Annotated in this window: 26 protein-coding genes; 14 read left to right on the top strand and 12 right to left on the bottom strand. The window is 62.0% G+C overall.

From position 1 onward, the window contains the following. Nucleotides 1-6 precede the first annotated feature (6 nt). Both serS and cysG read left to right on the top strand, forming a co-directional pair. Complete coding sequence (gene serS / locus BSF40_RS20460; protein ID WP_015094401.1) at nucleotides 7-1,287, top strand: serine--tRNA ligase; 1,281 nt, start codon at nucleotides 7-9, stop codon at nucleotides 1,285-1,287. After that, complete coding sequence (gene cysG / locus BSF40_RS20455) at nucleotides 1,288-2,682, top strand: siroheme synthase CysG (RefSeq protein WP_095966489.1); 1,395 nt, start codon at nucleotides 1,288-1,290, stop codon at nucleotides 2,680-2,682. A 122-nt stretch (nucleotides 2,683-2,804) separates the two neighbouring features. Here cysG and BSF40_RS20450 read toward each other — a convergent pair whose 3' ends face one another. From BSF40_RS20450 to BSF40_RS20410, 9 genes are all read right to left on the bottom strand, one after another. Continuing rightward, a complete protein-coding gene (locus BSF40_RS20450; protein WP_095966488.1) occupies nucleotides 2,805-3,812 on the bottom strand; it encodes a glutathione S-transferase family protein in 1,008 nt (335 codons plus the stop codon). 91 nt (nucleotides 3,813-3,903) lie between these two features. Continuing rightward, complete coding sequence (locus tag BSF40_RS20445) at nucleotides 3,904-4,905, bottom strand: glycosyl transferase family protein (protein ID WP_095966487.1); 1,002 nt, start codon at nucleotides 4,903-4,905, stop codon at nucleotides 3,904-3,906. After that, nucleotides 4,902-5,237 (bottom strand): TusE/DsrC/DsvC family sulfur relay protein, encoded by a 336-nt coding sequence (locus tag BSF40_RS20440; RefSeq protein ID WP_015094405.1) that lies wholly within the window; start codon nucleotides 5,235-5,237, stop codon nucleotides 4,902-4,904. Before BSF40_RS20440 ends, BSF40_RS20445 begins: the two co-directional genes overlap by 4 nt. Beyond that, nucleotides 5,234-5,527: a sulfurtransferase complex subunit TusB gene (tusB, locus tag BSF40_RS20435; protein WP_095966486.1), complete on the bottom strand. Its 294-nt coding sequence runs from the start codon at nucleotides 5,525-5,527 to the stop codon at nucleotides 5,234-5,236. Before tusB ends, BSF40_RS20440 begins: the two co-directional genes overlap by 4 nt. Continuing rightward, nucleotides 5,527-5,889, bottom strand: coding sequence for a sulfurtransferase complex subunit TusC (gene tusC / locus BSF40_RS20430; RefSeq protein ID WP_015094407.1), 363 nt, complete (start codon nucleotides 5,887-5,889; stop codon nucleotides 5,527-5,529). Before tusC ends, tusB begins: the two co-directional genes overlap by 1 nt. 1 nt (nucleotide 5,890) lies before the next feature. Further along, nucleotides 5,891-6,283: a sulfurtransferase complex subunit TusD gene (gene tusD / locus BSF40_RS20425; RefSeq protein WP_095966485.1), complete on the bottom strand. Its 393-nt coding sequence runs from the start codon at nucleotides 6,281-6,283 to the stop codon at nucleotides 5,891-5,893. Between the two features lie 198 nt (nucleotides 6,284-6,481). Beyond that, on the bottom strand, nucleotides 6,482-7,186 hold the full coding sequence (locus BSF40_RS20420; RefSeq protein WP_095966484.1) for a YoaK family protein: 705 nt from the start codon (nucleotides 7,184-7,186) through the stop codon (nucleotides 6,482-6,484). Nucleotides 7,187-7,211: 25 nt separating this feature from the next. After that, nucleotides 7,212-7,541, bottom strand: coding sequence for a DUF6388 family protein (locus BSF40_RS20415; RefSeq protein ID WP_095966483.1), 330 nt, complete (start codon nucleotides 7,539-7,541; stop codon nucleotides 7,212-7,214). A 20-nt stretch (nucleotides 7,542-7,561) separates the two neighbouring features. Beyond that, nucleotides 7,562-7,810 carry a hypothetical protein gene (locus tag BSF40_RS20410; protein ID WP_095966482.1) on the bottom strand — a complete coding sequence of 83 codons (249 nt, stop codon included), beginning with the start codon at nucleotides 7,808-7,810 and terminating at the stop codon, nucleotides 7,562-7,564. A 148-nt stretch (nucleotides 7,811-7,958) separates the two neighbouring features. On the opposite strand from BSF40_RS20410, the gene BSF40_RS20400 reads away from it, so the two are divergent. Continuing rightward, nucleotides 7,959-8,309, top strand: a complete 351-nt coding sequence (locus BSF40_RS20400) for a hypothetical protein (RefSeq protein ID WP_015094411.1) — start codon at nucleotides 7,959-7,961, stop codon at nucleotides 8,307-8,309. A gap of 132 nt (nucleotides 8,310-8,441) precedes the next feature. On the opposite strand, the gene BSF40_RS20395 is transcribed toward BSF40_RS20400, so the two are convergent. Then, on the bottom strand, nucleotides 8,442-8,867 hold the full coding sequence (locus BSF40_RS20395; RefSeq protein ID WP_095966481.1) for a GNAT family N-acetyltransferase: 426 nt from the start codon (nucleotides 8,865-8,867) through the stop codon (nucleotides 8,442-8,444). A gap of 145 nt (nucleotides 8,868-9,012) precedes the next feature. On the opposite strand from BSF40_RS20395, the gene BSF40_RS20390 reads away from it, so the two are divergent. Further along, nucleotides 9,013-9,450: a hemerythrin domain-containing protein gene (locus BSF40_RS20390; protein ID WP_007980611.1), complete on the top strand. Its 438-nt coding sequence runs from the start codon at nucleotides 9,013-9,015 to the stop codon at nucleotides 9,448-9,450. A gap of 57 nt (nucleotides 9,451-9,507) precedes the next feature. Beyond that, nucleotides 9,508-10,101, top strand: coding sequence for an NUDIX domain-containing protein (locus BSF40_RS20385; RefSeq protein ID WP_095966480.1), 594 nt, complete (start codon nucleotides 9,508-9,510; stop codon nucleotides 10,099-10,101). A gap of 76 nt (nucleotides 10,102-10,177) precedes the next feature. Here BSF40_RS20385 and BSF40_RS20380 read toward each other — a convergent pair whose 3' ends face one another. Further along, a complete protein-coding gene (locus BSF40_RS20380) occupies nucleotides 10,178-10,690 on the bottom strand; it encodes a methylated-DNA--[protein]-cysteine S-methyltransferase (RefSeq protein WP_015094415.1) in 513 nt (170 codons plus the stop codon). A gap of 136 nt (nucleotides 10,691-10,826) precedes the next feature. Between BSF40_RS20380 and ggt the strand changes: the two genes are divergently transcribed. Beyond that, nucleotides 10,827-12,554, top strand: a complete 1,728-nt coding sequence (gene ggt, locus BSF40_RS20375) for a gamma-glutamyltransferase (RefSeq protein ID WP_095966479.1) — start codon at nucleotides 10,827-10,829, stop codon at nucleotides 12,552-12,554. Between the two features lie 69 nt (nucleotides 12,555-12,623). After that, nucleotides 12,624-13,157 carry a cysteine hydrolase family protein gene (locus tag BSF40_RS20370; RefSeq protein ID WP_095966478.1) on the top strand — a complete coding sequence of 178 codons (534 nt, stop codon included), beginning with the start codon at nucleotides 12,624-12,626 and terminating at the stop codon, nucleotides 13,155-13,157. A 111-nt stretch (nucleotides 13,158-13,268) separates the two neighbouring features. Here BSF40_RS20370 and BSF40_RS20365 read toward each other — a convergent pair whose 3' ends face one another. Next, nucleotides 13,269-14,171, bottom strand: a complete 903-nt coding sequence (locus tag BSF40_RS20365; RefSeq protein ID WP_095966477.1) for a LysR family transcriptional regulator — start codon at nucleotides 14,169-14,171, stop codon at nucleotides 13,269-13,271. A 199-nt stretch (nucleotides 14,172-14,370) separates the two neighbouring features. On the opposite strand from BSF40_RS20365, the gene BSF40_RS20360 reads away from it, so the two are divergent. From BSF40_RS20360 to BSF40_RS20330, 7 genes are all read left to right on the top strand, one after another. Then, nucleotides 14,371-15,870: a cytosine permease gene (locus BSF40_RS20360; RefSeq protein ID WP_095966476.1), complete on the top strand. Its 1,500-nt coding sequence runs from the start codon at nucleotides 14,371-14,373 to the stop codon at nucleotides 15,868-15,870. Further along, a complete protein-coding gene (locus BSF40_RS20355; RefSeq protein WP_095966475.1) occupies nucleotides 15,867-16,709 on the top strand; it encodes a nitrilase-related carbon-nitrogen hydrolase in 843 nt (280 codons plus the stop codon). Before BSF40_RS20360 ends, BSF40_RS20355 begins: the two co-directional genes overlap by 4 nt. Nucleotides 16,710-16,796: 87 nt before the next feature. Then, on the top strand, nucleotides 16,797-17,819 hold the full coding sequence (locus tag BSF40_RS20350) for a helix-turn-helix transcriptional regulator (RefSeq protein ID WP_095966474.1): 1,023 nt from the start codon (nucleotides 16,797-16,799) through the stop codon (nucleotides 17,817-17,819). A gap of 201 nt (nucleotides 17,820-18,020) precedes the next feature. Continuing rightward, nucleotides 18,021-19,817, top strand: a complete 1,797-nt coding sequence (locus tag BSF40_RS20345) for an amidohydrolase (RefSeq protein WP_095966473.1) — start codon at nucleotides 18,021-18,023, stop codon at nucleotides 19,815-19,817. An 18-nt stretch (nucleotides 19,818-19,835) separates the two neighbouring features. Then, nucleotides 19,836-21,575 carry an amidohydrolase gene (locus tag BSF40_RS20340; RefSeq protein ID WP_095966472.1) on the top strand — a complete coding sequence of 580 codons (1,740 nt, stop codon included), beginning with the start codon at nucleotides 19,836-19,838 and terminating at the stop codon, nucleotides 21,573-21,575. Between the two features lie 107 nt (nucleotides 21,576-21,682). Then, entirely contained in the window at nucleotides 21,683-22,423 is a 741-nt protein-coding gene (locus BSF40_RS20335) for a TorF family putative porin (RefSeq protein WP_095966471.1), read from the top strand. Nucleotides 22,424-22,467: 44 nt separating this feature from the next. After that, on the top strand, nucleotides 22,468-23,856 hold the full coding sequence (locus BSF40_RS20330; protein ID WP_095966470.1) for a cytosine permease: 1,389 nt from the start codon (nucleotides 22,468-22,470) through the stop codon (nucleotides 23,854-23,856). Nucleotides 23,857-23,928 lie beyond the last annotated feature (72 nt).

The following is a 23,928-nucleotide window of genomic DNA, read 5'->3' as shown; positions in this document are numbered from 1 at the left end:
ACCGACATGCTCGATTCCAAACTGTTACGTAGCAACCTTCAGGACGTAGCGGACCGCCTGGCATCCCGTGGCTTTGTGCTGGATGTTGCGCGCATCGAAGCGCTGGAAGAACAGCGCAAGACCGTCCAGACCCGCACCGAAGCACTGCAGGCTGAACGTAACGCGCGCTCCAAATCCATCGGTCAGGCCAAGCAGCGTGGCGAAGACATCGCGCCGCTGATGGCGGACGTCGAGCGCATGGCGGGCGAATTGAGTGCCGGTAAAGTCGAACTGGACGCTATCCAGACCGAACTGGACTCGATCCTGCTGGGTATTCCCAACCTGCCGCACGAATCCGTGCCGGTTGGCGAAGACGAAGACGGCAACGTCGAAGTGCGCCGTTGGGGGACCCCGACTGCCTTCGATTTCCCGGTTCAGGACCACGTGGCCCTGGGCGAGAAGTTCGGCTGGCTGGACTTCGAAACCGCCGCCAAGCTGTCCGGCGCCCGTTTCGCCCTGTTGCGCGGTCCGATTGCCCGTCTGCACCGCGCCCTGGCGCAGTTCATGATCAACCTGCACGTCACCGAGCACGGCTATGAAGAGGCCTACACGCCTTACCTGGTCCAGGCCCCGGCGCTGCAAGGCACCGGTCAACTGCCGAAGTTCGAGGAAGACCTGTTCAAGATCGCTCGCGAAGGCGAGGCCGACCTGTACCTGATCCCGACCGCCGAAGTGTCGCTGACCAACATCGTCGCCGGCGAAATCGTCGATTCGAAACTGCTGCCGATCAAGTTCGTCGCCCACACGCCGTGCTTCCGCAGTGAAGCCGGCGCATCGGGTCGTGATACCCGCGGCATGATCCGTCAGCACCAGTTCGACAAGGTTGAAATGGTGCAGATCGTCGAGCCGTCGAAGTCGATGGAAGCGCTGGAAGGCCTGACCGCCAACGCCGAGAAAGTCCTGCAACTGCTGGAACTGCCTTACCGCACCCTGGCGCTGTGCACCGGCGACATGGGCTTCAGCGCGGTCAAGACCTACGACCTGGAAGTGTGGATCCCGAGCCAGGACAAGTACCGCGAAATCTCGTCGTGCTCCAACTGTGGCGACTTCCAGGCCCGCCGCATGCAGGCGCGCTTCCGCAACCCGGAAACCGGCAAGCCGGAACTGGTACACACCCTCAACGGCTCAGGCCTGGCAGTGGGTCGCACCCTGGTGGCGGTGCTGGAGAACTATCAGCAGGCCGACGGTTCGATCCGGGTGCCCGAGGTTCTCAAGCCGTACATGGGTGGTCTTGAGGTCATCGGCTAAATGAAATATCTGCCGCTGTTTCACAACCTTCGCGGCAGTCGTGTGTTGGTCGTCGGCGGGGGGGAGATTGCCTTGCGCAAATCCCGCCTGCTGGCCGATGCCGGTGCGCAGCTGCGGGTGGTTGCACCTGAAATCGAAGCACAACTGCGCGAACTGGTTGCCGGCAGCGGTGGCGAGTGCCTGTTGCGTGGCTACGCCGAAGCGGATCTGGACGGTTGCGGGCTGATCATTGCCGCCACCGACGACGAAGCGCTGAATGCACAAGTCTCCGCCGATGCCCATCGGCGTTGCGTGCCGGTCAATGTGGTGGACGCGCCGGCCCTGTGCAGCGTGATCTTCCCGGCCATCGTTGACCGTTCCCCGTTGATCATTGCCGTGTCCAGCGGTGGCGATGCGCCGGTGCTGGCACGCTTGATCCGCGCCAAGATCGAAACCTGGATTCCTTCCACCTACGGTCAACTGGCCGGTCTGGCGGCGCGTTTTCGTCACCAGGTCAAAGGCCTGTTTCCGGATGTGCAGCAGCGTCGGGCATTCTGGGAGGATGTTTTCCAGGGCCCGGTTGCCGATCGGCAACTGGCCGGGCAGGGCGCTGAAGCCGAGCGTCTGCTGCAGGCGAAAATCGATGGTGAAGCTCCTGTTGCGACCGGTGAGGTCTATCTGGTGGGCGCAGGGCCAGGTGATCCCGATCTGCTGACGTTCAAGGCACTGCGCCTGATGCAGCAAGCCGACGTGGTGCTGTACGACCGTCTGGTAGCGCCGGCGATTCTCGAATTGTGCCGTCGCGACGCCGAGCGGGTCTACGTCGGCAAGCGCCGTGCCGATCACGCGGTGCCGCAGGATCAGATCAACCAGCAATTGGTGGATCTGGCCAAGCAAGGCAAGCGTGTAGTGCGGCTGAAGGGCGGCGATCCGTTCATCTTTGGTCGTGGCGGTGAAGAGATCGAAGAACTGGCGGCCCATGGCATCCCGTTCCAGGTCGTGCCGGGGATCACGGCGGCCAGTGGTTGCGCGGCCTATGCCGGGATTCCGCTGACCCACCGCGATTACGCGCAATCGGTACGCTTTGTCACCGGGCACCTGAAGGACGGCTCAACCGATTTGCCGTGGGCCGATCTGGTCGCGCCAGCGCAGACGCTGGTGTTCTACATGGGCCTGGTGGGCTTGCCGATCATCTGCGAGCAACTGATCAAGCACGGTCGCGGCGCTGATACCCCGGCGGCGTTGATCCAGCAGGGCACCACGGTCAATCAGCGCGTCTTCACCGGAACCCTGGCCGACTTGCCACGATTGGTGGCGGAGCATGAAGTGCATGCGCCGACGCTGGTGATCGTCGGTGAAGTGGTGCAACTGCGCGAGAAACTGGCGTGGTTCGAAGGGGCTCAGGGGCAGGTCTAGAGACCGAGGTGCCCCCATTCGCGAGCAAGCCCGCTCCCACATTGGATTCGTGAACGACACAAATCCCCTGTGGGAGCGGGCTTGCTCGCGAAGAGGCCCTCACATCCACCGCAAAGCTCAGCTCAGACACAGGCCTTGCGCCAAACCCCTTTCCCGCTCAACCGCTCCCGGTCATGGGCCACGGTAAAGTCCTGCGCCGGCCCCTTGGGCACCACACCCGTCGGGTTGATGGTGCGATGGCTGGCGTAGTAGTGGTGCTTGATGTGTTCAAAATCCACCGTCTCGGCAATCCCCGGCCACTGATAGATCTCCCGCAGCCAGTTCGACAGGTTCGGATAATCCGCAATCCGCCGCAGGTTGCACTTGAAGTGCCCGTAGTACACCGCATCGAAGCGAATCAGCGTGGTGAACAGGCGGATGTCCGCTTCGGTCAGGTATTCGCCAGCCAGATAGCGGTTGGCGTCCAGCAGCAACTCCAGGCGGTCCAGTTCGGCAAACACCTCGTCGAAGGCTTGTTCGTAAGCCTGTTGCGAGGTGGCAAACCCGGCGCGGTACACGCCATTGTTCACTGCCGGATATATCCGCTCGTTCAACGCATCGATCTCACCGCGCAGCGGCGCCGGGTAGAAGTCCAGGTCGTTACCGGTCAGATCATCGAAGGCAGCGTTGAACATGCGGATGATTTCCGATGATTCATTGTTGACGATGCGCTTTTGCTGTTTGTCCCACAGCACCGGCACGGTGACCCGGCCGCTGTAGTCGGCGGTATCGGCGGTGTAGCGCTGGTGCATGAAGTCAAAGTGATCGAGCTTGTCGCCGGTGGAGCCGAGGGCTTTGTCGAAGGTCCAGCCGTTTTCCAGCATCAGCCAACTGACCACCGAAACGTCGATCAGGCTTTCGAGGCCTTTGAGTTTGCGCAGGATCAGGGTGCGATGGGCCCACGGACAGGCCAGGGACACGTACAGGTGATAGCGACCGGGTTCTGCGGCAAACCCGCCGACGCCGGTCGGTCCCGGCTTGCCGTCTGCGGTCAGCCAGTGGCGACGCTGCGCCTGCTCACGCTGGAACGCGCCGTCTTTGCTGCTTTCGTACCACTTGTCCTGCCAGCGGCCATCGACTAACAAACCCATGTTCAAGACTCCCGGAGCCAATAATCGTTGGAGTCGAGTCTATTCCCATGGGTTCGAACAAAAAGCGCAAAGATCGGGCGCGAATGATCGGTTAAATCGATTTGTTGCGCGCGGCCCAGTATTGTTCGGCGGTTTCAAAGGCCTGTTCGCGGCTCTGGCCGAGTCCACGCAGGGCCAGGGCCATGGTCGAGATCAGGGCCATTTGCGGGTAGCTGTCGACCACCTCGCCACGCCACACCGCTTTCAAGTGCTCGGGATCGAGCGAGGCGGGTTTGACGTGACGCTGCGCCGACAACTGCGGCCATTCCTCGTCCCAGCTCTCGCCGCCAGTGGTGCCGTACAGATGGCTGTCGGCGTCCGGGTTGATCTCGATCTCGCCGCCATCGCCCTTGATCACGATCGCGGTATCGCCGAGCAAGCCGCTGGCATCGCGATGCACGGCCTGATAGCCGGGGTGGAAAATGCTCTGCAGGCCGCAACGCGCGCCCAGCGGATTGAGAATCCGCGCCAGCGAGTGGATTGGCGAGCGCAGACCGAGGGTGTTGCGCAGATCGATCATCCGTTGCAGCTGCGGTGCCCAGTCCACCAGGGGCATGAAGGCCAGGCCGCCGTTATCCAGCGCCGAGCCGACCTGTTGCCAGTTGCGGCACAGCGGGATGTTCAACTCACCCAGCAGTTGCTCGCTGTACAAGCGACCGGCCGTGTGGGCGCCGCCGCCATGCATGAAAATCCGCACGCCGTTTTGCGCCAGGCACTTGGCCGCCAACAGGTACCACGGCAAGTGCCGTTTCTTGCCGGCGTAGGTCGGCCAGTCCAGGTCCACCGCCAGCGCCGGAGGGTTCAGGCGTTCGCGCAAGGCTTCGGTGAACCCGGCCATTTCCTCGGCGCTTTCTTCCTTGTGCCGCAACAGCATCAGGAACGCGCCGAGCTGGGTTTCCTCGATCTTTTCATCGAGCACCATGCCCATGGCCTCGCGGGCCTCGACCCGGGTCAAGTCACGGGCGCCGCGCTTGCCTTTGCCAAGGATCCGCACGAACTGGGCGAACGGGTGCTCGGCGGGCGTTTCGAGGGTCAGTGCTGGGTAATCGGTCATAAGCAATTCGTCGGTTTGGGCAGGCCCGCCAGCTTCGCGGCGAGTTTGGCGGGGGTGCCTTTGAACAGTCGGTTCAGGTGCAGGCTATTGCCTTTTTCCGGGCCGAGTTTCAATGCGGTGTACTTGATCAACGGGCGGGTGGCCGGTGACAGCTGGAACTCGGCGTAGAAACTGCGCAGCAATTCGAGGACTTCCCAGTGCTCGGGCGTCAACTCGATGTCTTCGGCAGCCGCCAGGGCGCTGGCCACATCGGCAGACCAGTCATTGAGTTCGACCAGGAAGCCGTCCTTGTCCAGCTCGATGGCGCGGGCGCCGACCGTCAATGCATTCATAGCCAACTGTTGACCTTGTCATAGTGAATCGACAGTTCGACGAAGGCCGGGTAATCGATGGCCTGGGCCCAGTCCGGAACCACCAGCGCACGGGCCTGGGCATCTTCGGCCAGGACGAACAGCTTCAGGCCACGGGCGCTGAGTGCCGTGAACGGCGCGGTGCCTGGCTGCAACGCATAGGCGGCATCGCCGGACAGCAGCAAGCCGTCGTTGGCACCGATCACGCGCAGGCAACTGGTCAGGCGTTCGTCGCCGAACGGGGAGTGAGACAACACATGCAAAGTCGACATCAGAGGGTGATCACCTGGTCGTAGCGGTCAATGAGGGCGGTGATTTCGTGGGCGGCCAACACCCGGGCTTCTTCCAGCGCCAGGCCGCTCGGGTCGAGGCCGCGCCGGGCGATGCTGTCGCCACAGGCGAACAGTTCCTCGACACCGAACATCGGCAGGGCTTGCAGGTTGGCGCTCAGGTCTTTTTGTTGCAAGGCCCTGGCGTTCTGGCTGGCGGCCAGCTGGAACACGCCGTCATCGAGAAACAACAGGCCAATCGGCAGATCGAAGGCCCCGCCGGCCAGCACGATATCCAACGCCTCGCGCGCGCCCGGGCCGGACCATGGCGACTGGCGGCTGATGATCAATATGGATTTGGCCACGTCATGCGCCTCCGAAACAGATCAGACGGTCGGCATCCTGCGCCGCGTCATGCAATTGGCCGAGGCCGGACAATTCCCACGGTGCACCGACGGCAACAGCCTCGCGCTGATAGCGCCGGGCTTCTTCTTCATTCAAGACACCACGACGCAGGGCGGCGGCGATGCACACCACGCCGTCGAGTTGATGGTCGCTGACAAAAGTGCGCCATTGCTTGGGCAAGTCCGCTTCATCCTGGGGCGTGACCACGCTGGCGGACGCGTTGTAGACGCCGTCCTGATAGAAAAACAGCCGGACGATCTCATGCCCGCCGGCCAGCGCCGCTTGGGCGAACAGCAGGGCGCGGCGCGAGGAGGGCGCGTGGGCGGCGGAAAACACGGCGATGGCGAACTTCATGACAGACTCGATCAGCGAAACTGCGGCCATGATAATGCTTTATCGGCGGGGCGGCCAAAGTGATGTTGTCTGTACGGGCCTCTTCGCGGGCAAGCCCGCTCCCACAGGTTTTGTGGTCATGCCGTAATCTCTGGCATTGCACAGATCACTGTGGGAGCGGGCTTGCCCGCGAAGGCGGCCGAACAGGCGATGCAAAACTCAGCGCGGCATGTACCCCAACTGCCAGCGCCGCGGGATCTTCAACGACAATACCCCGAGCGCGGCAGCCAGCAGGCCACTGGCAAACAACGCCTTGAGTCCCAGGTGATGTTCCAGCACGGCACCGAGTACCGCGCCGGCGAACATGCCGGTCCAGGGAATCAGTTGCACGCGCCAGCCGTTGCGGCGCTCGCCGAGCATATAGCGGCCCAGTCCGCGGCCGAAACGCGACAGGGCGCCGGTAACGTAAGTCAGGCCCACCGGCAGGCCGTTCACTTCTTCCACCGCGGCGTTGAGCATGCCCATTGCGATGATCGCCGCCAGCAGGGCCGGCAGTTGCGCGTCATAAGGCCAGGCTGCGGCGGCGCACAGCAGGGTGGCGATGCACAACAGCAGCGGCAGGGCCCGGCGGCCACCCAGGCGGCTGACGATAATGCCCAGCGCGTTGCCGACGATGAAGGTGGCGACGAGGATCACCAGGCGCAGGGTCAAGCCAAGGTCGCCAGCGCTGATGGCGACAGCCATCCGGGTGGTGTTGCCGCTCATGAACGAGACGAAGTCGCCGCTGGCCATGAAGCCGATGGCGTCGGTCATGCCGGCGAGTACCGAGAGCATGGCCACCAGGCTCAGGCCTATGCGCCCGCGCCATTTCTGCGTGTGCAAGTGACCGGGGCTGGCGTGGGTCCTGGCGGTGTTGGGCAGCATTGGCGACGGCATCCTTGAACAGTGCTCAGGGTTTTATCCCATTCAACTCGCAATACTCAAGCCAGTCCATACCGGCCATTTCCGCGACTTCCCGGTGCACTTCCAGGCGCTGCGCTTCGTAGTCCCGGGGGGTGGCGGCGGTTAACTGCAACGTCAGTTCCCAAGCGAACAACTGCTGGCGTTCTGCTTCAGCTTCAAACGCTTCGTGCAGCCGTTCCTCGCGATACTGTGCCGCCGTTTCACCCTTGGCCTGAGCCAGCAGCGGGTTGAGGTGGTCGAGTTCTTCGCGCAACTCGGGGCGTGCATCGAGAAACTTCTTGAGTGCTTGCTCATGCTGCAGTTCGGTTGCCGCCATGGTCGCTCCTTGAGAACGGATTACGAGGATTGCTGCTTGCTGGCTTTGGCCGCTGCCGCCAGGCATTCGAGGGCAAACTGCTCGGTGTAGGTCATCTGGATCGGCGTGGTTTCGCCTTTGACGGTTCTTTCGCCGTCGAGGATGTAGCGAATCCGCTTGTCGGTGACGCCGATTCGCTTGGCGATCCAGGACGGCGTCTGACCGATCTGGCTGATCAGCTTGTCGGCATACTCAGTGCTCGGTTTGTAGAACTCGGCATTAGGTGTCATCAGATTTCCAGTCAGGGGTGCGATGGGGCGTTATTGGCGCGACAGGGTGCGCGAATCGTTGTGCGCTGTCGCGGTATAAATGCAGTAAAGCAGAACGATACGGGCTGGCGGGGTGATAAAGTCCGCTTTTTCCTGATGAGTGAATGCAATGCGAATTCTGATGGTGGCGCTGGCCGTGACGTTGCTGGCCGGATGCGCCAGCTCGGCGATGAACGACGCCCGCACCAAGGCCCCGTACAAGACCCTGAACTCGGAAAAACCGGGAAAGGACGTCGCCCAGTGCGTGCAGTTTTCCTGGCAGGACGAGGCTGTGTTCGGCGTTGATGCCGCCGCCTATCTGGAGCCGGGCGAGAAGGGCGGCACGACCGTTTATACCCGTTCGGCGGAGTCCTTCGTCGACGTGACCACCGATGCCTCGGGCACGGTGTTGAGCTACTACGCGCAGAAGGATGATTTCGTGGCCAAGCGCCGGTTGGCGGCGTTGGCGACTTGCCTCTGATCTGACGCTGTACCCCTGTAGGAGCGAGCTTGCTCGCGATGGTCGTCAACGAAAACGCTGGGTGCCTGACACCCCGCGGCGTTCCGGTTTTTTTCGCGAGCAAGCTCGCTCCTACAGGGGGGGCGGTATGGATCAGTAGCTCAGGCGCTTCTGGAAGAAGAAGTGCTTGTGCCCCGGCGGGTAATCGGCAATGTGCCCGATCTCGCTGTAGCCGCATTTTTTGTAGAACTCCGGGGCCTGGAATTCGAAGGTTTCCAGCCACAGACCGACGCATTCCTTTTCGCGCGCAAGGTCTTCGGCCATCTGCATCAACCTGGTGCCCATGCCTTGTCCCCGGGCCTGTTCCGGCACCGCCAGCAAGTCTATGAACAACCACTGATAAAACAACCGGGCGTAAACGCCGCCGACGATTTCGTCGTTGTCATCGCGTATCAGCAATGCGATATGTTCCGGTGGCGGGCTTGCAGACTTCGAGGCGTTGTAGGTGCGCAACGGCACGAGGATCGCCTCGCGCTCTTCGGTGCTGGGGTTGTGCTTGCGTTCAATACGCAGGTTCATGGCTATATCCTTATGGCAGCGAAGCCGCAGCCTATCCCGGTTGCTGTGATTGTTCCATCCCCGGGAAAGTTGAACCGTCGCCAACGCACAGCTGTCATTCCTTAAGACGCGTCACTCCAGGCGCCGCTGATGAGGACAACGCCCCGTGAACATTTTTGAAGCCTTGCGCGAAAGCCACGAACGCCAACGGACCTATGCCAAGGCGCTGATCCACACCAGCGGCGATACGCCTGAGCGGGTCGAGGCGTACAAGCAACTCAAGTCAGAATTGCAGGCTCACGCCACGGCCGAAGAGCGGCATTTCTACATTCCGCTGATGAAGTTCGACAACGGCGTCGACCTCAGCCGTCATGGCATCGCCGAGCACCACGAAATGGACGAAATGATGGAGGCGCTCGATGACACCGAAATGTCCAGCCCGGCCTGGCTGGTGACCGCGAAGAAGCTCTCGGAGACGGTGCATCACCACCTCGAGGAAGAAGAGCAGAAGTTCTTCCAGATGGCCGGCAAGTTGCTCGACGACAAACAGAAAGAGTCGTTGGCCGGGCAATACGAGAAGGAGTACAAGGCGCAGCTTGCTTGAAGGGGCAGGTTTTCACCTAACATGTGCACTCTCTGACAAATAACAGGACGCGTTGTCATGTCGAACACAGCCGAGCGGGTCAACATCCTTGAGTCCCAGGTGTTGTCCCACGACTGGTACCTGCTCAAGAAAATCACCTTCGATTACCAACGCAACAACGGCGAGTGGCAACGCCAGACGCGAGAGGTCTACGACCGTGGCAACGGCGCAGCGATCCTCTTGTACAACCGCGAAAAGAAAACCGTGGTACTGACCCGACAGTTTCGCCTGCCGGTGTTCGTCAATGGTCACGACGGGCTGTTGATCGAAGTGGCGGCGGGGCTGCTGGAAGGCGCGGCGCCTGAAGACCGCATCCGTGATGAAGCGGAGGAGGAGACGGGTTACCGCGTGCACCATGTGCAGAAGGTGTTCGAGGCGTACATGAGCCCCGGTTCGGTGACGGAAAAACTGCACTTCTTCATTGCCGAATACGACGCCAGGTCGAAAGTCAGCGACGGTGGCGGGCTGGAGGCGGAAACCGAAGAACTGGAAGTGCTGGAGTGGGCGTTCGACGATGCACTCGAAGCGTTCTACCGTGGTGAGATCTGCGACGCCAAGACCATCATGCTGCTGCAGTATGCGGCGATGAAAAACCTCTTCAATCAATCCTGATCTCCCCGTAGGAGCTGTCGCAGGCTGCGATCTTTAAAAGATCAAAAGATCGCAGCCTGCGGCAGCTCCTACAAGGTCAAAAGCCGGGCAGGCGCGCGGTGCCGGGCGTTTGCCCGCCTTCAAGGGTGAGCAACAACGCCTTCGCCTCAAGCCCACCGGCAAACCCGGTGAGCTTGCCCGACGCACCAATCACCCGGTGACACGGCGCCACGATCGAAATCGGGTTCTTGCCATTCGCCGCACCCACCGCCCTGACCGCCGCCGGGTTGCCGATCTGTTCGGCGATCTGGCTGTAGCTGCGGGTCTCGCCGAACGGGATGGTCAGCAGCGCCGCCCAGACCTTTTTCTGAAATTGCGTGCCGGCAAAGTCCAGTTCCAGTTCGAAGCGATCGCGGGTACCGGAAAAATATTCGCTTAGTTGCGCGGCGGTGCGCACCAGGATCGGATTGTCCGGCGCCTCGCTCATCGGGCCGAGGCGCACCCGCCCGGGTTTGTCGTTTTCCCAGAGGATGGCTGCCAGTCGCGAACCGTTCGCCACCAGCTTCAACTGGCCGACCGGGGAAGCCACGGTGATGCAGGTATAGGTCATGCCAGGGCTCGCGGGAAATTGCTGAACAAGCGTTAAGGATACTGTGTCGACGAGGAGGCGCAATACGTAATCCCGACCATACTTGCTCACGGCTTTTGAAGCGTTCCCCAGGTTAATAACAAGAAGAGACCGACTCATGAAGTACGAACCTTTTGCCAAATCGCTGATTGCGACCTCATTGGCTCTCAGCTGCCTGACTGCTCACGCTGCCTCCGTGGCCCCGGCGACGGGGGAAAACGGCATGGTGGTCACCGCCCAGCACCTGGCCAGCCATGTCGGCGTGGATGTGCTCAAGAACGGCGGCAACGCCGTCGACGCAGCGGTCGCGGTCGGCTATGCGCTGGCGGTGGTGTACCCCGCGGCAGGCAACCTCGGCGGCGGTGGTTTCATGACCATTCAACTGGCGGACGGGCGCAAGACCTTCCTAGACTTCCGTGAAAAAGCGCCGCTGGCCGCCACCGCCAACATGTACCTGGACAAGGACGGCAACGTCGTTCCCGATCTGAGTACCCGTGGCCACCTGGCCGTGGGTGTGCCGGGCACCGTTTCGGGCATGGAACTGGCGCTGTCCAAGTACGGCACCAAGCCGCGCAAGGAAATCATCGCCCCGGCCATCAAGCTGGCCGAAGACGGTTTCGTACTGGAGCAGGGTGACGTCGATCTGCTGGACTACGCCACCGACATGTTCAAGAAGGACATGAAGGATTCCGGCTCGATCTTCCTCAGCAACGGCGAGCCGATGCAGGTCGGCCAGAAGCTGGTGCAAAAGGACCTGAGCAAGACCCTGCGGGAAATCTCCGAGAAGGGCGCCGACGGTTTCTATAAGGGCTGGGTGGCCGACGCCATCGTCACCTCCAGCCAGGCCAACAAGGGCATCATCACCCAGGCCGACCTCGACAAATACAAGACCCGCGAACTGGCGCCCATCGAGTGCGACTACCGTGGCTACCACGTGGTCTCGGCACCGCCACCGAGCTCCGGCGGCGTGGTGATCTGCGAGATCATGAACATCCTCGAAGGCTATCCGATGAAGGAACTGGGCTATCACTCGGCCCAGGGCATGCACTATCAGATCGAAGCGATGCGCCACGCCTATGTGGACCGCAACAGCTACCTGGGCGACCCGGATTTCGTGAAGAACCCGATTGCCCACCTGCTGGATAAAAACTATGCGACCAAACTGCGCGAAGCGATCAAACCACAAAAAGCTGCGGTATCGAGTGAGCTCAAGCCCGGCGTAGCGCCCCATGAAGGCAGCAACACCACGCATTACTCCATCGTCGACAAATGGGGCAACGCGGTGTCGGTGACCTACACCCTCAACGACTGGTTCGGCGCGGGCGTGATGGCGAGCAAGACCGGGGTCATCCTCAACGATGAAATGGACGATTTCACCTCGAAAATCGGCGTGCCAAACATGTACGGCCTGGTGCAGGGCGAGGCCAACGCCATCGCACCCGGCAAGGCGCCGCTGTCGTCCATGAGCCCGACCATCGTCACCAAGGACGGCAAAGTGGTGATGGTGGTCGGCACGCCGGGTGGCAGCCGCATCATCACCGCGACCTTGCTGACCATGCTCAACGTGATCGACTACGGCATGAACATCCAGGAAGCGGTGGATGCACCGCGTTTCCACCAGCAGTGGCTGCCGGAGGAGACCAACCTGGAAGCCTTCACCACCAGCCCGGACACAGTGAAGATCCTCGAAAGCTGGGGGCACAAGTTTGCCGGTCCACAGGACGCCAACCACCTGGCGGCGATCCTGGTCGGCGCGCCGTCCCTGGGTGGCAAGCCAGTGGGCAAGAACCGTTTCTACGGGGCGAACGACCCACGGCGTAACACCGGGTTGTCGCTGGGTTACTGAGGGTTGTGTCCGGAGGGGGGCGGGCTTATGTTCGTCCCCTGAACCATCGACCGTTCAAGGAAGGAAATCATGACCACTGCGTTGTTAATCATCGACGTCCAGCAGGCCTTGTGTTGCGGTGAGTACGAGTGCTTCGAGATCGGCCGGGTCATCGACACCATCAATGACCTGTCTGCCCGGGCGCGCAAGGCCGGCGTGACCGTGGTGCTGATCCAGCACGAAGAAACGGGCAGCCCGCTGGCGCATGATGTTCCCGGCTGGCAACTGGCCGCAGGACTGCAAACCTCGGCCACGGATCATCGCGTGCGCAAGACCACCCCGGATTCGTTCTACAAGACCCACCTGCAAAATCTTTTACCGGTGCAGGACTTCGAGCGCCTGGTCATCTGTGGCTTGCAGACGGATTACTGCATCAATACCACCGTGCGCCAGGCCCTGAAACTGGGCTATGACGTGGTGCTGGCGAGCGATGCACATTCCACCGTCGACAACGGCAACCAGACCGCCGAAGACATCATCGCCGAACACAACAAGGACCTGAAGCGCCTGACCGGTTCCGTGGCGCGAATCGACGTGATCCCGGCCAAGGACATCCATTTCTGATCCCACCACATCCCCCTGTGGGAGCGGGCTTGCTCGCGAAAGCGGTGTATCAGTCAACATCAATATTGACTGTAGCGACGCTTTCGCGAGCAAGCCCGCTCCCACAGAGCCCTACACCGCTCCGAAAATCTCCATCAGCTCGTTGAGGAACGCACTCACCAGGTCCTTCTGACGAGATGAATGCCGCACCGCCGCATGAAAGCTCACCTCATAACGCAGCAGATCCGGGTTCAGCGGGTGCAATTGCCCCAGCTGTTCATGCCGGGTCGCGTAGTGCTGTGGCAGAAACCCCAGGTGCTGGCCGGACAGGATCAGCAGGGCCGCGCCGTCCATGCTGTCGGTGAGCACGGTCAGGCGTTCGAGGGAGGTGGGGGCCGGCATCTCCGGCAGCGGATGGCTCGGCCAGACCCAGTCAAAGCCGCTGACATCTTCGCGGGTCAGTGCGCCGACCTGGTCGAACAACGGATGCGAGGGCGCGCAGTAGGCAATCTGGGTTTCCGGGAACAACGGGAAATAATCGATGCTGGGCAAGCGGTGCCAGAAGTAACCAATGGCCAGGTCGATATGGCCGTTGATGATTTTCTCTTCCAGCAGCGACGACGACAGCTCGGTGAAATGGAAGTACAGCCCCTCGTGCCGAGCCCGCAAACGGGCAATGGCCAGGCCGATTTTCTTGTTCGCCACCGGATCGATCTGCCCCAGCAGGCCGATGTTGATGCTGCCCGAGACTTTGCGGTTGATGTGCTGCACCTCGACCCGGAATCCTTCGGCCGCCGCCAGCAAGCGTCGGGCCGCCTCGATGAACTGCGTGCCTTTGGGCGTGACGGAAAACCCGCCACGTCCGCGTTCGCACAGACGGAAACCGACCCGCGCTTCCAGCGTCGCCAATTGCGCGCTGATCGTCGGCTGCGTGGTGTTGAGGGCGGTTTGCGCCGCCGAGATGCCGCCGGCCTCGACGACGGTCAGAAATACCCGGATCAGACGCAGATCCAGCTCCGTAACAGTTCCCAGCATGGGGGCTCCCGGTTCTCGATTACATAGGCGCTGATCTATGTGAACAGTGTGCCTGCGATATTTTATTGCCCGGACTCACACCCTACATTGCCGTGAAACCAGCGTCATCGTCAGCTTTTTCTGGAGTTTCACCCGATCTGGACGTCGTAGCGAGCGCTGTAACCACAAAAACAACAAACACCAGCATAGGAACAATCGTATGTCAGGTTCCCCAGTGTCTGCGCGCGCCGCCGAGGCGAGTGGCGGATTGGCCATCGAAGGCCACTCCATCGATTACATTCCGGAAAACGAACGTCACGCCAAACTCAGCAGCCAGGGACCGTTCTGGTTCCTGGGCAACTTCCACTTCTTCACCATCTCCATCGGCTTTGTCGGCCCGAGCCTCGGCTTGTCCGCACTGTGGACCCTGCTCGCCGGTGCCCTGGGCATCATGTTCGGCACCATTTTCATGGCGTTCCACGGCTCCCAGGGCCCGGAAATGGGACTGCCGCAGATGATCCAGTCCCGCGCCCAGTTCGGTTATCGCGGGGTGATCCTGGCGTTGATGGCGACCATGTTCGTGTTCGTCGGATTCAACGTGGTGAACATCTCGCTGATCATGAACGGCCTGGAACATGTGTTCGGCATCGACCCGACCATCGTCGCCGTCACCGTGGTGCTGATCGGTGCGCTGTTGTCGATCTACGGCCACGACCTGATGCACAAGGCGTTCAAGTGGGCCTTGCTGGCGACCTTGCCGCTGTACGCCCTGGTGACCATCGCCCTGATGTTCGGTGCGGGTCAGGAAGGTGTCACGCCGGCGACCGATCTGGGTTTCAACTGGGTGGCCTTCGCCACGCTGTTCGCCATCGGTGCCAGCTACAACATTTCCTATGCGCCCTACGTGTCCGACTATTCCCGTTACCTGCCGAAAAACACCAGCCGGGTGAAATTGATCGCGGCGGTGTTCATCGGTGCCTCGTTGTCCGGCAGCTGGATGATCGGCCTCGGCGCCTGGCTGGCGCAGCAGTTGAAAGCCGCGGATGCACTGGTGGCGTTGAATCAGGTCGGTTCTTCCATGGTGCCGGGGTTGGGCAATCTGCTGGTGATCGTCTCGGTGGCGGGCTTCCTGCCGATCATCGCGCTCAACACCTACAGCGCCATGCTGACGCTGCTGACCGGTGTCGACTCGATCAGGAAAATCACCCCGACTCCCCGCGCCCGCGTGCTGTCGATCAGTGTGATCAGCGTGGTTCTGTTGACCTGCGTGCTGTCGATCAAAGGTGACGGTATCGCGCTGTTGAACACCTTCCTGGTGCTGTTGCTGTACTTCCTCGTGCCGTGGACCGCGGTCAACCTGGTGGACTACTTCTTTGTGCGCAGGGGCCGCTATGCGATCCCGCATTTCTTCACACCAAAGGGCATCTACGGCGCCTGGCAATTTCGCGGCATCGTCTCGTACCTGATCGGCTTTGCCGCGATGGTGCCGTTCTTCTACATCTTCGATGCCGCCGCCGGCAAAGAGGTTTTCGTCGGCCCGCTGGCGCGGGTGCTCGAAGGCGTGGACATCGCCTGGCTGGTGGGCCTGGTGGTGTCGGGGCTGACCTATTACCTGCTCAGCCGCTCGATTGACCTGGCCGCCGAACGCCGGGTGATCGATGCACTGAGCGAGAGCGACATCGTCGCCATGACCCATTCATCTGCGGAGGCAGGGCGTTGAACAACGCAAAAAATACCGTGGTCGCCTGTTGCCAACTGGCACCGAAAATAGGTGACCTGGCCTACAACCGCACGCTCACCGAGCGCGCGATTCGCCAGGCGGCGCACCAGGGGGCGCAAGTCGTCGTGCTGCCTGAGCTGGTGCAGAGCGGCTATGTGTTTGCCGACCGCGACGAAGCGCTGAGCCTGGCGGAAACCGTTGACGGTCCGACATTGCAGTTGTGGCAGGCCCTGGCCCGTGAGCTGAACCTGGTGATCGTCGGCGGCTTCTGCGAACGCCTGCCCGGCGATGAGCTGGCCAACAGCGCGGCGATGATCGACGCCAATGGCCTGCGCGCGGTGTACCGCAAGGCGCATCTGTGGGATGCCGAAAAGGACATCTTCACCGCCGGCGATGCGCCGCCGCCGGTGATCGAAACGCTGCATGGACGGCTCGGCATGCTGATCTGCTACGACCTGGAATTCCCCGAGTGGGTGCGTCTTGCGGCGCTGGCCGGCGCCGATCTGTTGTGCGCGCCGGTCAACTGGCCCGACGGTCCGCGGCCGCAGACCGAGCGCCCGGCGGAAGTCTTGCGGGTGCAGGCCAATGCCTCGGTGAATCGCCTGTTCATTGCAGCGTGCGATCGCTATGGCCATGAACGCGGGGTCGGTTGGGTGCAAGGGTCGGTCATCGTCGATGCTGATGGTTATCCCTTGGCCGGGCCGGCGGAGCAGGGCGGCGAGCAGATCCTGCTGGCGACGCTGAACCTCGCCGAAGCGCGCAACAAGCGCATCAGCGCGCGCAACGACCTGCATCAGGATCGCCGGCCACAGCTGTACGGGTTGCACAGCACTTTGTAACCGATGATGTCATTGCGTGCTGGACGCCCGTCAGGGGCCTATGGCATCGTCGAAACGAAAGGCCATGCAGTGAACGGGATCGCAATGATGGGGGCGGGAAATAAAGTCGACGGTGACGCAACGATGGTCACGCTCAAGGCGTTCAATCATTGCGTATTGCACCTTGGCCGGCTGGCGCGGGAGAGCGGATCGTCGCGGTTCATCGCCGATGGCCTGCAGGCCTTCGGTCAACTGGTGCCCTTCGCCTCTGCCTGGTGGGGCGAAATGTCTGCGCCAGGTCATGATGTGCCCATGCAAAGCTGGATGCATGGCAGCATCAATCTCCCTGAATCCTTTGCCGCCGAATGGCATCCGGTGGCGGCCAACGATCAGTTCTCCTACGCCACGCTCAATCATCCCGGTGAAGTGGTGCGCGACAAGGGTTTCACCGACCCTTGCGAGGCAGTCAATGATTTCGCCCGGCGCTTCGATCTCTATCACTTGATGAGCATCACCTACGAATTGCCCGAAAGCGGCCTGATGTTTTTCGTCTGCCTCTACCGGGGTGAGGATGAACAGGCGTTCGAGGAGAACGAAGCCGAGCTGTTTTTGGCGTTCTGCGATCACCTGTTCCAGCTGTGGCGGTTCCAGGTGCAGGACATGATTCGCTTCGACAGCGAAAACGGCGCGAGTGATTTTGGCATCGCGCGCATGGACGGCAGTCTGCTCTATGTGGGGGCCAGGTTGTGTGTTGCCATCCAGCGCGAACTGCCCGGCTGGAGCGGTTCCACGCTGCCACCGGAGGTGATCGCGCAATTGTCCAAAGCCCCCTGCGTGATCCGTCTGGGTCGCTGCGCCCTGACCCTGAGCCCCAACGCCGAACACGTCATCCTGTCCCTCGAAGCCCCCTCGGGCGGGGATGGCCTGGCACCTCGGGAGCGCACGGCAGCGATGCTGTTCGCCGCCGGCCATTCCTACAAAGAGATCGCCAAACTCCTCGCCTTGAGCCCCGCGACCGTGCGCACCTATCTGCGTAACTGCTACTTGCAGCTCGGTGTGAAAAGCAAGGTGGAACTGGGCTCGGTCCTGCGCTCGCCGGGCGCGCTGACGGAGTCCGTGCGCCGGGATTAATCCCAGCCGTTTCAATTATTTGCCTGACCCCTCCTCATTTGCAGAGGTCCATTCGAACGCTGCGCCCTATAGGGTAGGCCCTGTCTATACAAGGGCTTGTGCAGCCGTTCGGGCCGCTTCAAAACAATAAGAACAGGGGTGAGGCATTTGAGACTTTCCAGGCTTTTTGTCGCCATTGCGGCGACCACGACATTCTCCGGCATGGCGTTGGCGGCGACACCCGCCGACACGGTCATGCGCAATGGCTACGTCTACACGGTCGATGGCCAGAATTCCGTGCAGCAGGCCATCGCCATTTCGGGCGGCAAGATCGTCTACGTCGGCAGCGATGCCGGGGTCGACGGCTACATCGGCAAGCAGACACAACTGATCGACCTGGCCGGGCGCATGCTGATGCCGGGCTTCGTCGATGCGCACATGCACCCGGGGGATGGCGGTCGCGCCATGACCTTGTGCGACCTGAAATACCAGACCATGACCCGCACGCAGTTTCAGGCGAGCATCCAGGCCTGTCTCGATGCCGAGAAGGACAAGGGACCGGATGTCTGGCTGGAAGTCGGCAGCTGGGACCGCATGGGCATGACCGGGCTTGACGGCGACGCCGACAAATCGACCCTGGACGCGCTCAAGACCCGGCGTCCGATCCAGGTGCGCTCCACCGATTTTCACACCGTGCTGACCAACTCTCGCGGCCTGGAACTGGCCGGGATCAACAAGAACACCCCCGACCCCGAAGACGGCAAGTACCGACGTGACAGCGCCGGCAACCCGAACGGCATCTGCGAAGACGGCGCCGCCGAGTCGTTGGCCGCCGTGGTGCCGCCCGCCACCGACGCAGAAAAGCTCAACCAGACCCGTGCGGCCCTCGACGCCATGCGCCAGCAAGGCATCACCAGCTTCTTCGATGCCCTGTCGGGGCCGGAAAGCGGCAAGGCCTTCACCACTCTGCAAAAGTCCGGCGAACTGACCGCCCGGGCCTTGCTGGCGATCAAGCTGGACCCGGCCGCCGCTGCCGCCGACCCGGTGAAAACCATCGCCGAGGCCAAGGCCCTGGCCAGCACCTACGACCAGGGCGACGTGCATGTCGCGCCGGGCGTGAGCATGCGCCACGTCAAACTGTTCATGGACGGCATCATCAATGCCCCGGCTGACACCGGCGCCCTGTTGACCCCGTATCTGCACAATAGCGGCACCGAACAGGCGCCGAAGTGGACGCCGGGCAAGAACCTGGGCGAACTGTACTTCCCGCCGCAAGTGCTCAATCCACTGGTGCTGCAAGCGGTCAAGGCCGGTCTCGATCCGCACTTGCACGCCACCGGCGAGCGCGCGGTGCGCGATGCACTGGACAGCGTCGCCTACGTGCGCAAGGAACTGCCCGGTACGGATTTCCGTCCGGCCATTGCGCACGCCGAGTCGGTCGATCCTGCCGACTATCCACGTTTCAAGGCACTGGACGTCACGGCCACCATGTCGTTCCAGTGGGCGCAGCAGGCACCGTCCACGGTCGACGGCACCAGCGATCACCTCGGCGCCGAGCGTTTCGAGCGCATGGAACCCTCGGGCAGCATCGCCCGTGCCGGCGGTCGTGTGGCGTTTGGCAGCGACTGGCCGGTCGATCCCCTCGATGAGTTCCTGGCGCTGAAAGTCGGTGTCACCCGTTCCGGCGATCCCACCAACCCGCACAGCTATGGACCCAAATATGCCGGGCGACTCAACAGCGATCCGGCCATGTCGCGAGCCGAAGTGCTGCGCAGCATCACCCTCAATGCCGCCCAACAGCTGAAGCTGGAGGCGGTGCTGGGCTCGGTCGAAGTCGGCAAGTTCGCTGACCTGATCGTGCTCGACAAGAACTTCATGCAGGTACCCGAGGACGCACTGGGCCGCAATGACGTGCTGTTGACGCTGGTCGGCGGCAAGGTCGTGTGGGCCAAGGCGCCGTTCCTGGGGCTTGCGCCAAACGTGGTTTCCCAGGCCGTTACTTCCCGATCCGCCCAATAAAAACCAGAGAGCGTTCCGATGCGATTGATTCCAAACCTGTTGGCCGCCGCACTGGCCTTGTCGTCGGTGCCGGCGATGGCCGCCGCTGACCTGGTGTTGTTCAACGGCAAGGTCTTTACCGCCGAACCCGGCCAGGCGCTGGTGCAGGCTGTTGCGGTGCAAGACGGCAAGATTCTGAAAGTTGGCAGCGATGCCGAAATCAACGCCCTGGCCGATGCCAAGACCCAGCGCATCGACCTGGCGGGCAAGGTGTTGATGCCAGGCATGATCGACACCCACAGCCACCCGGTGGTGGGGGCGTTCGACAGCATGAAGGCCAACCTGCTGGACGAAGTCAAACCGCTGCCGGAACTGGAGCAGTGGTTGATTGAAGAGGACAAGGCCGGGCGTGCCCGGGCTGGCGATGTGATCAGCGTCGCCGGGGTCAGTTCGGCCTATTGGGAAAAAAGCCGTGAACTGGGCAAGGTGTTCAATCAGGGGCGCTGGGCCGATCAACCGATCGTCTTCAGCGGCATCGACGGCCACACCGGTTGGGCCAACAGCGCGATGCTCAAGCGTCTGAACATCGACGCGGCACTGGTCAAGAGCCTGCCGGAGAAAGAGCGCGGTTACGTCGGCCATGAAGCGGACTTCACGCCGAATGGCTACTTTGCCGAATCACGCTGGGACGTGGTGCGCAGCGCAATTCCCGCGCCCAGCCAGGAGACCATGCTCAAGGCCGCGAAAGAGGCGGTGCGGGTCAACAACCAGTTCGGCATCACTGCGTGGATGGACGCCGCGGCGAACGGCGGCAGTGAAGACTCACTGTTCGATTTCCATGCCACCGCCGAAAGCGTCGGCGTACTGCCGCTGTACAAGGAACTGGCGCAGAACGGCGAACTCAGTGCCCACGTCGCCGCGCTGATGGTCACCAACCCGAAGAGCAAACCCGCCGACCTGGAAGTGATCGCCACGGTGATGAAGCAGTTCGAAGGCGTGCCTAACCTGACGTTCCCCGGCATCAAGGTCTTTGTCGACGGCATTCTCGAGTTCCCGGGGCAAACCGCTGCGGTCATCGTGCCGTACAAGAACAGCCACAAGGACGGACAACTGCTGACCGACCCGGCGCACTTCGGTGAACTGGTGGTGGCGGCGGAAAAACGCGGCTGGATCGTGCACATGCACGCCGTCGGCGACCGCGCGGTGCGTGAAGCGCTCAATGGCGTGGCCTATGCGCGCAAGCTCAGCCCGAAGCCAGTGCCGCACAGCGTCGCGCACCTGCAACTGGTCAATCCCAAGGAGTTTCCGCGCTTCAAGCAACTGGGCGTGATCGCCTCGATGCAACTGCTGTGGGCCACCGGCGAGTCCTACACCGTCGAACTGGTCAAACCCTACATCAGTGCCTTTGCCTACGGTTACCAGTATCCCGCGCGGTCCCTGCATGACGCCGGTGCAACGATTGCCGGTGGCAGCGACTGGCCGGTGTCGAGCGCCAATCCGTTCAACGCCATTGCCCAGGCCAGCACGCGCAAAGGACCGTTGGGCGTACTCAATGCCAAGGAAAGCATCGACCGCCAGACCATGTTCTATGCCTACACCCTCAATGCCGCGAAAACCCTGGGCCTGGACAAGCAGATCGGCTCGCTGGCACCGGGCAAGCAGGCTGACCTGATCATTCTCGACCGCGACGTGTTCAAGGTCAGCGATGACGACCTGTTCGAAACCAAAGTCCTGAACACCTTCTTCGCCGGCAAGCAGGTCTACGCCCCAGCGTCCTGACCTGCGAACACCCGACATACGCAAAAACCGCCAGCCCCTCGCAGCGCGAGGGGCCTGGCATCGCCATGCCTGAAATTCCCCGTACGCCATAACAACAAGAGAACTGTATGAACGCACTTTCAGCATTGACCCTCGCCGCACTGGCATTGGCCCCCCTGAGCAGCCACGCCCTGGCCCTCAACGATGACTTCAGCCTTGACATGACCCTGGGCGTGGTCAGCGACTACCGTACCCGTGGCATCTCGCAAACCCTGGGGGATCCGGCCGTGCAGGGCGGGGCAACGCTGCTGCACAGCAGTGGCCTGTACATCGGCGCCTGGACCTCCAACGTGGATTTCGGTGGCGACTTCGATACCCGGCAGGAGCTTGAGTACTACGCAGGTTACTTCTGGCAGGCGACCGAGGCCATCAGCCTGGACCTGGGCTACATCAAGTACGACTACCCGAAAAACGCCGAATTCAACCTCAGCGAGGTCTACGCCATTGTCGATCTGTATGGCGTCAAGCTCGGTGCCTATTACTCAAAGGACACACCGAACTTTTTCGGCGAGGACCAGGACACCCTTTACACCTACCTGGGCTACAAAATCGATCTGCCGGCTGAAGTCGGCCTGGACCTGCGCTTTGGACGCAACGATGTGAAAGACCCCGCGTTCTGGTCCGCCAGTGGCGATAACCGCGAGTCTTACTACGAGTGGGAGGCCAAGCTGACACGCGACTTCGTCGGCGTGACCTGGGGCCTGAGCTACGTCGACACGGACTTGTCGAAAAGCGAGTGCAGCAGTTGGTATGGCTATGACGACCTGTGCTCGGCCACGGTCGTTGCCAGCGCCACCAAGACCTTTTAAGTACACCCCGACAACAAAAACAGTTCCTCAAAGGAAACACCGTCATGAGTGCGCAACGCAGTCCCCTGATCGAGACCCGCTCGATCGATTTCATTCCCGAGGCCGAGCGTCACGGCAGCCTCTACAGCCAGTTCACCCTGTGGCTTGGCGCCAACCTGCAGATCACCGCCATCGTCACCGGCGCCCTCGCCGTGGTGCTGGGCGGCGATGTGTTCTGGTCGCTGATCGGCTTGCTGATCGGGCAAGTGCTCGGCGGCGCCGTGGTGGCGCTGCACGCGGCGCAAGGGCCCAAGCTCGGGCTGCCGCAGATGATCTCCAGCCGCGTGCAGTTCGGGGTGTATGGCGCGGCGATCCCGATTGTCCTGGTGTGCCTGATGTACCTCGGTTTCAGCGCCACCGGCGCGGTGCTCTCGGGGCAGGCGATTGCGCAGTTGATCAGCGTCAGCGACAGCGCCGGCATCCTGATTTTCGCGGCGTGCATCGCGTTCCTGACGATCTTCGGCTATCGGGTGATTCACCTGGTCGGGCGGGTGGCCAGTGTGCTGGGCATCATCGCCTTCGCCTACCTGTTCACCCGGTTGATGACCCTCAACGACATCGGCCTGCTGCTCGACAACCGTCATTTCAGCTGGAGCACGTTCTTGCTGGCGGTGTCGCTCTCGGCGTCCTGGCAGATCGCTTTCGGCCCTTATGTGGCGGACTACTCGCGCTACCTGCCGAGCAATACCTCATCGTGGAAAACCTTCACCGCCGTGGGCCTCGGCACAGTGTTGGGGGCCCAGACCTCGATGGTGCTCGGGGTGTTCGCCGCCGCATTGGCCGGAGCGAATTTCCGTGGGCACGAAGTGGCGACCATTGTCGGTCTGGGCAGTAGCGGTGTGATCGCCTCCTTGCTGTACCTGAGCATTGTGTTCGGCAAGGTCACGGTGTCCACCCTCAACGCCTACGGCAGCTTCATGTGCATCGCCACCATCATCAGTGGCTTTCGCCGCCGCCTGGAATTCAGCGCCCGCCAGCGCATGCTGTTTGTGCTGCTGATCGTCGCGGCGTCCACCGCACTGGCGTTGGCGGGGCAGTACTCGTTCCTCAACTCGTTCAAGTACTTCATCCTGTTCCTGCTGACGTTCTTCACCCCGTGGAGCGCGATCAACCTGGTGGACTACTACTTCATCAACAAGGAACGCTACGACATCCCGGCGCTGTCCGACCCGACAGGCCGCTACGGTCGCTGGAACGTGCTGGGGATCAGCGTCTATGTGATCGGCGTGTTGATCCAGTTGCCCTTTGTCGACACCCATTTCTACTCCGGGCCGATGGTTGCGCAACTGGGCGGCGTGGACATTTCGTGGATTGTCGGGTTGTTGGTGCCTGGGGTGATCTACTACGCGCTGGCCAAGCCGTCGATGGGTGCTGTGGTGGTTGAGCGGGGTTAACACCGGAAGAGCGGCGAGTACCTGTGGCGAGGGAGCTTGCTCCCGCTGGGGCGCGTAGCGGCCCTAAAAGAT

It is taken from the genome of Pseudomonas sp. ACN5, from assembly GCF_002303975.1.
GTDB lineage: Bacteria > Pseudomonadota > Gammaproteobacteria > Pseudomonadales > Pseudomonadaceae > Aquipseudomonas > Aquipseudomonas laurylsulfatiphila.
This window is presented reverse-complemented; position numbering and strand designations above follow the sequence as displayed.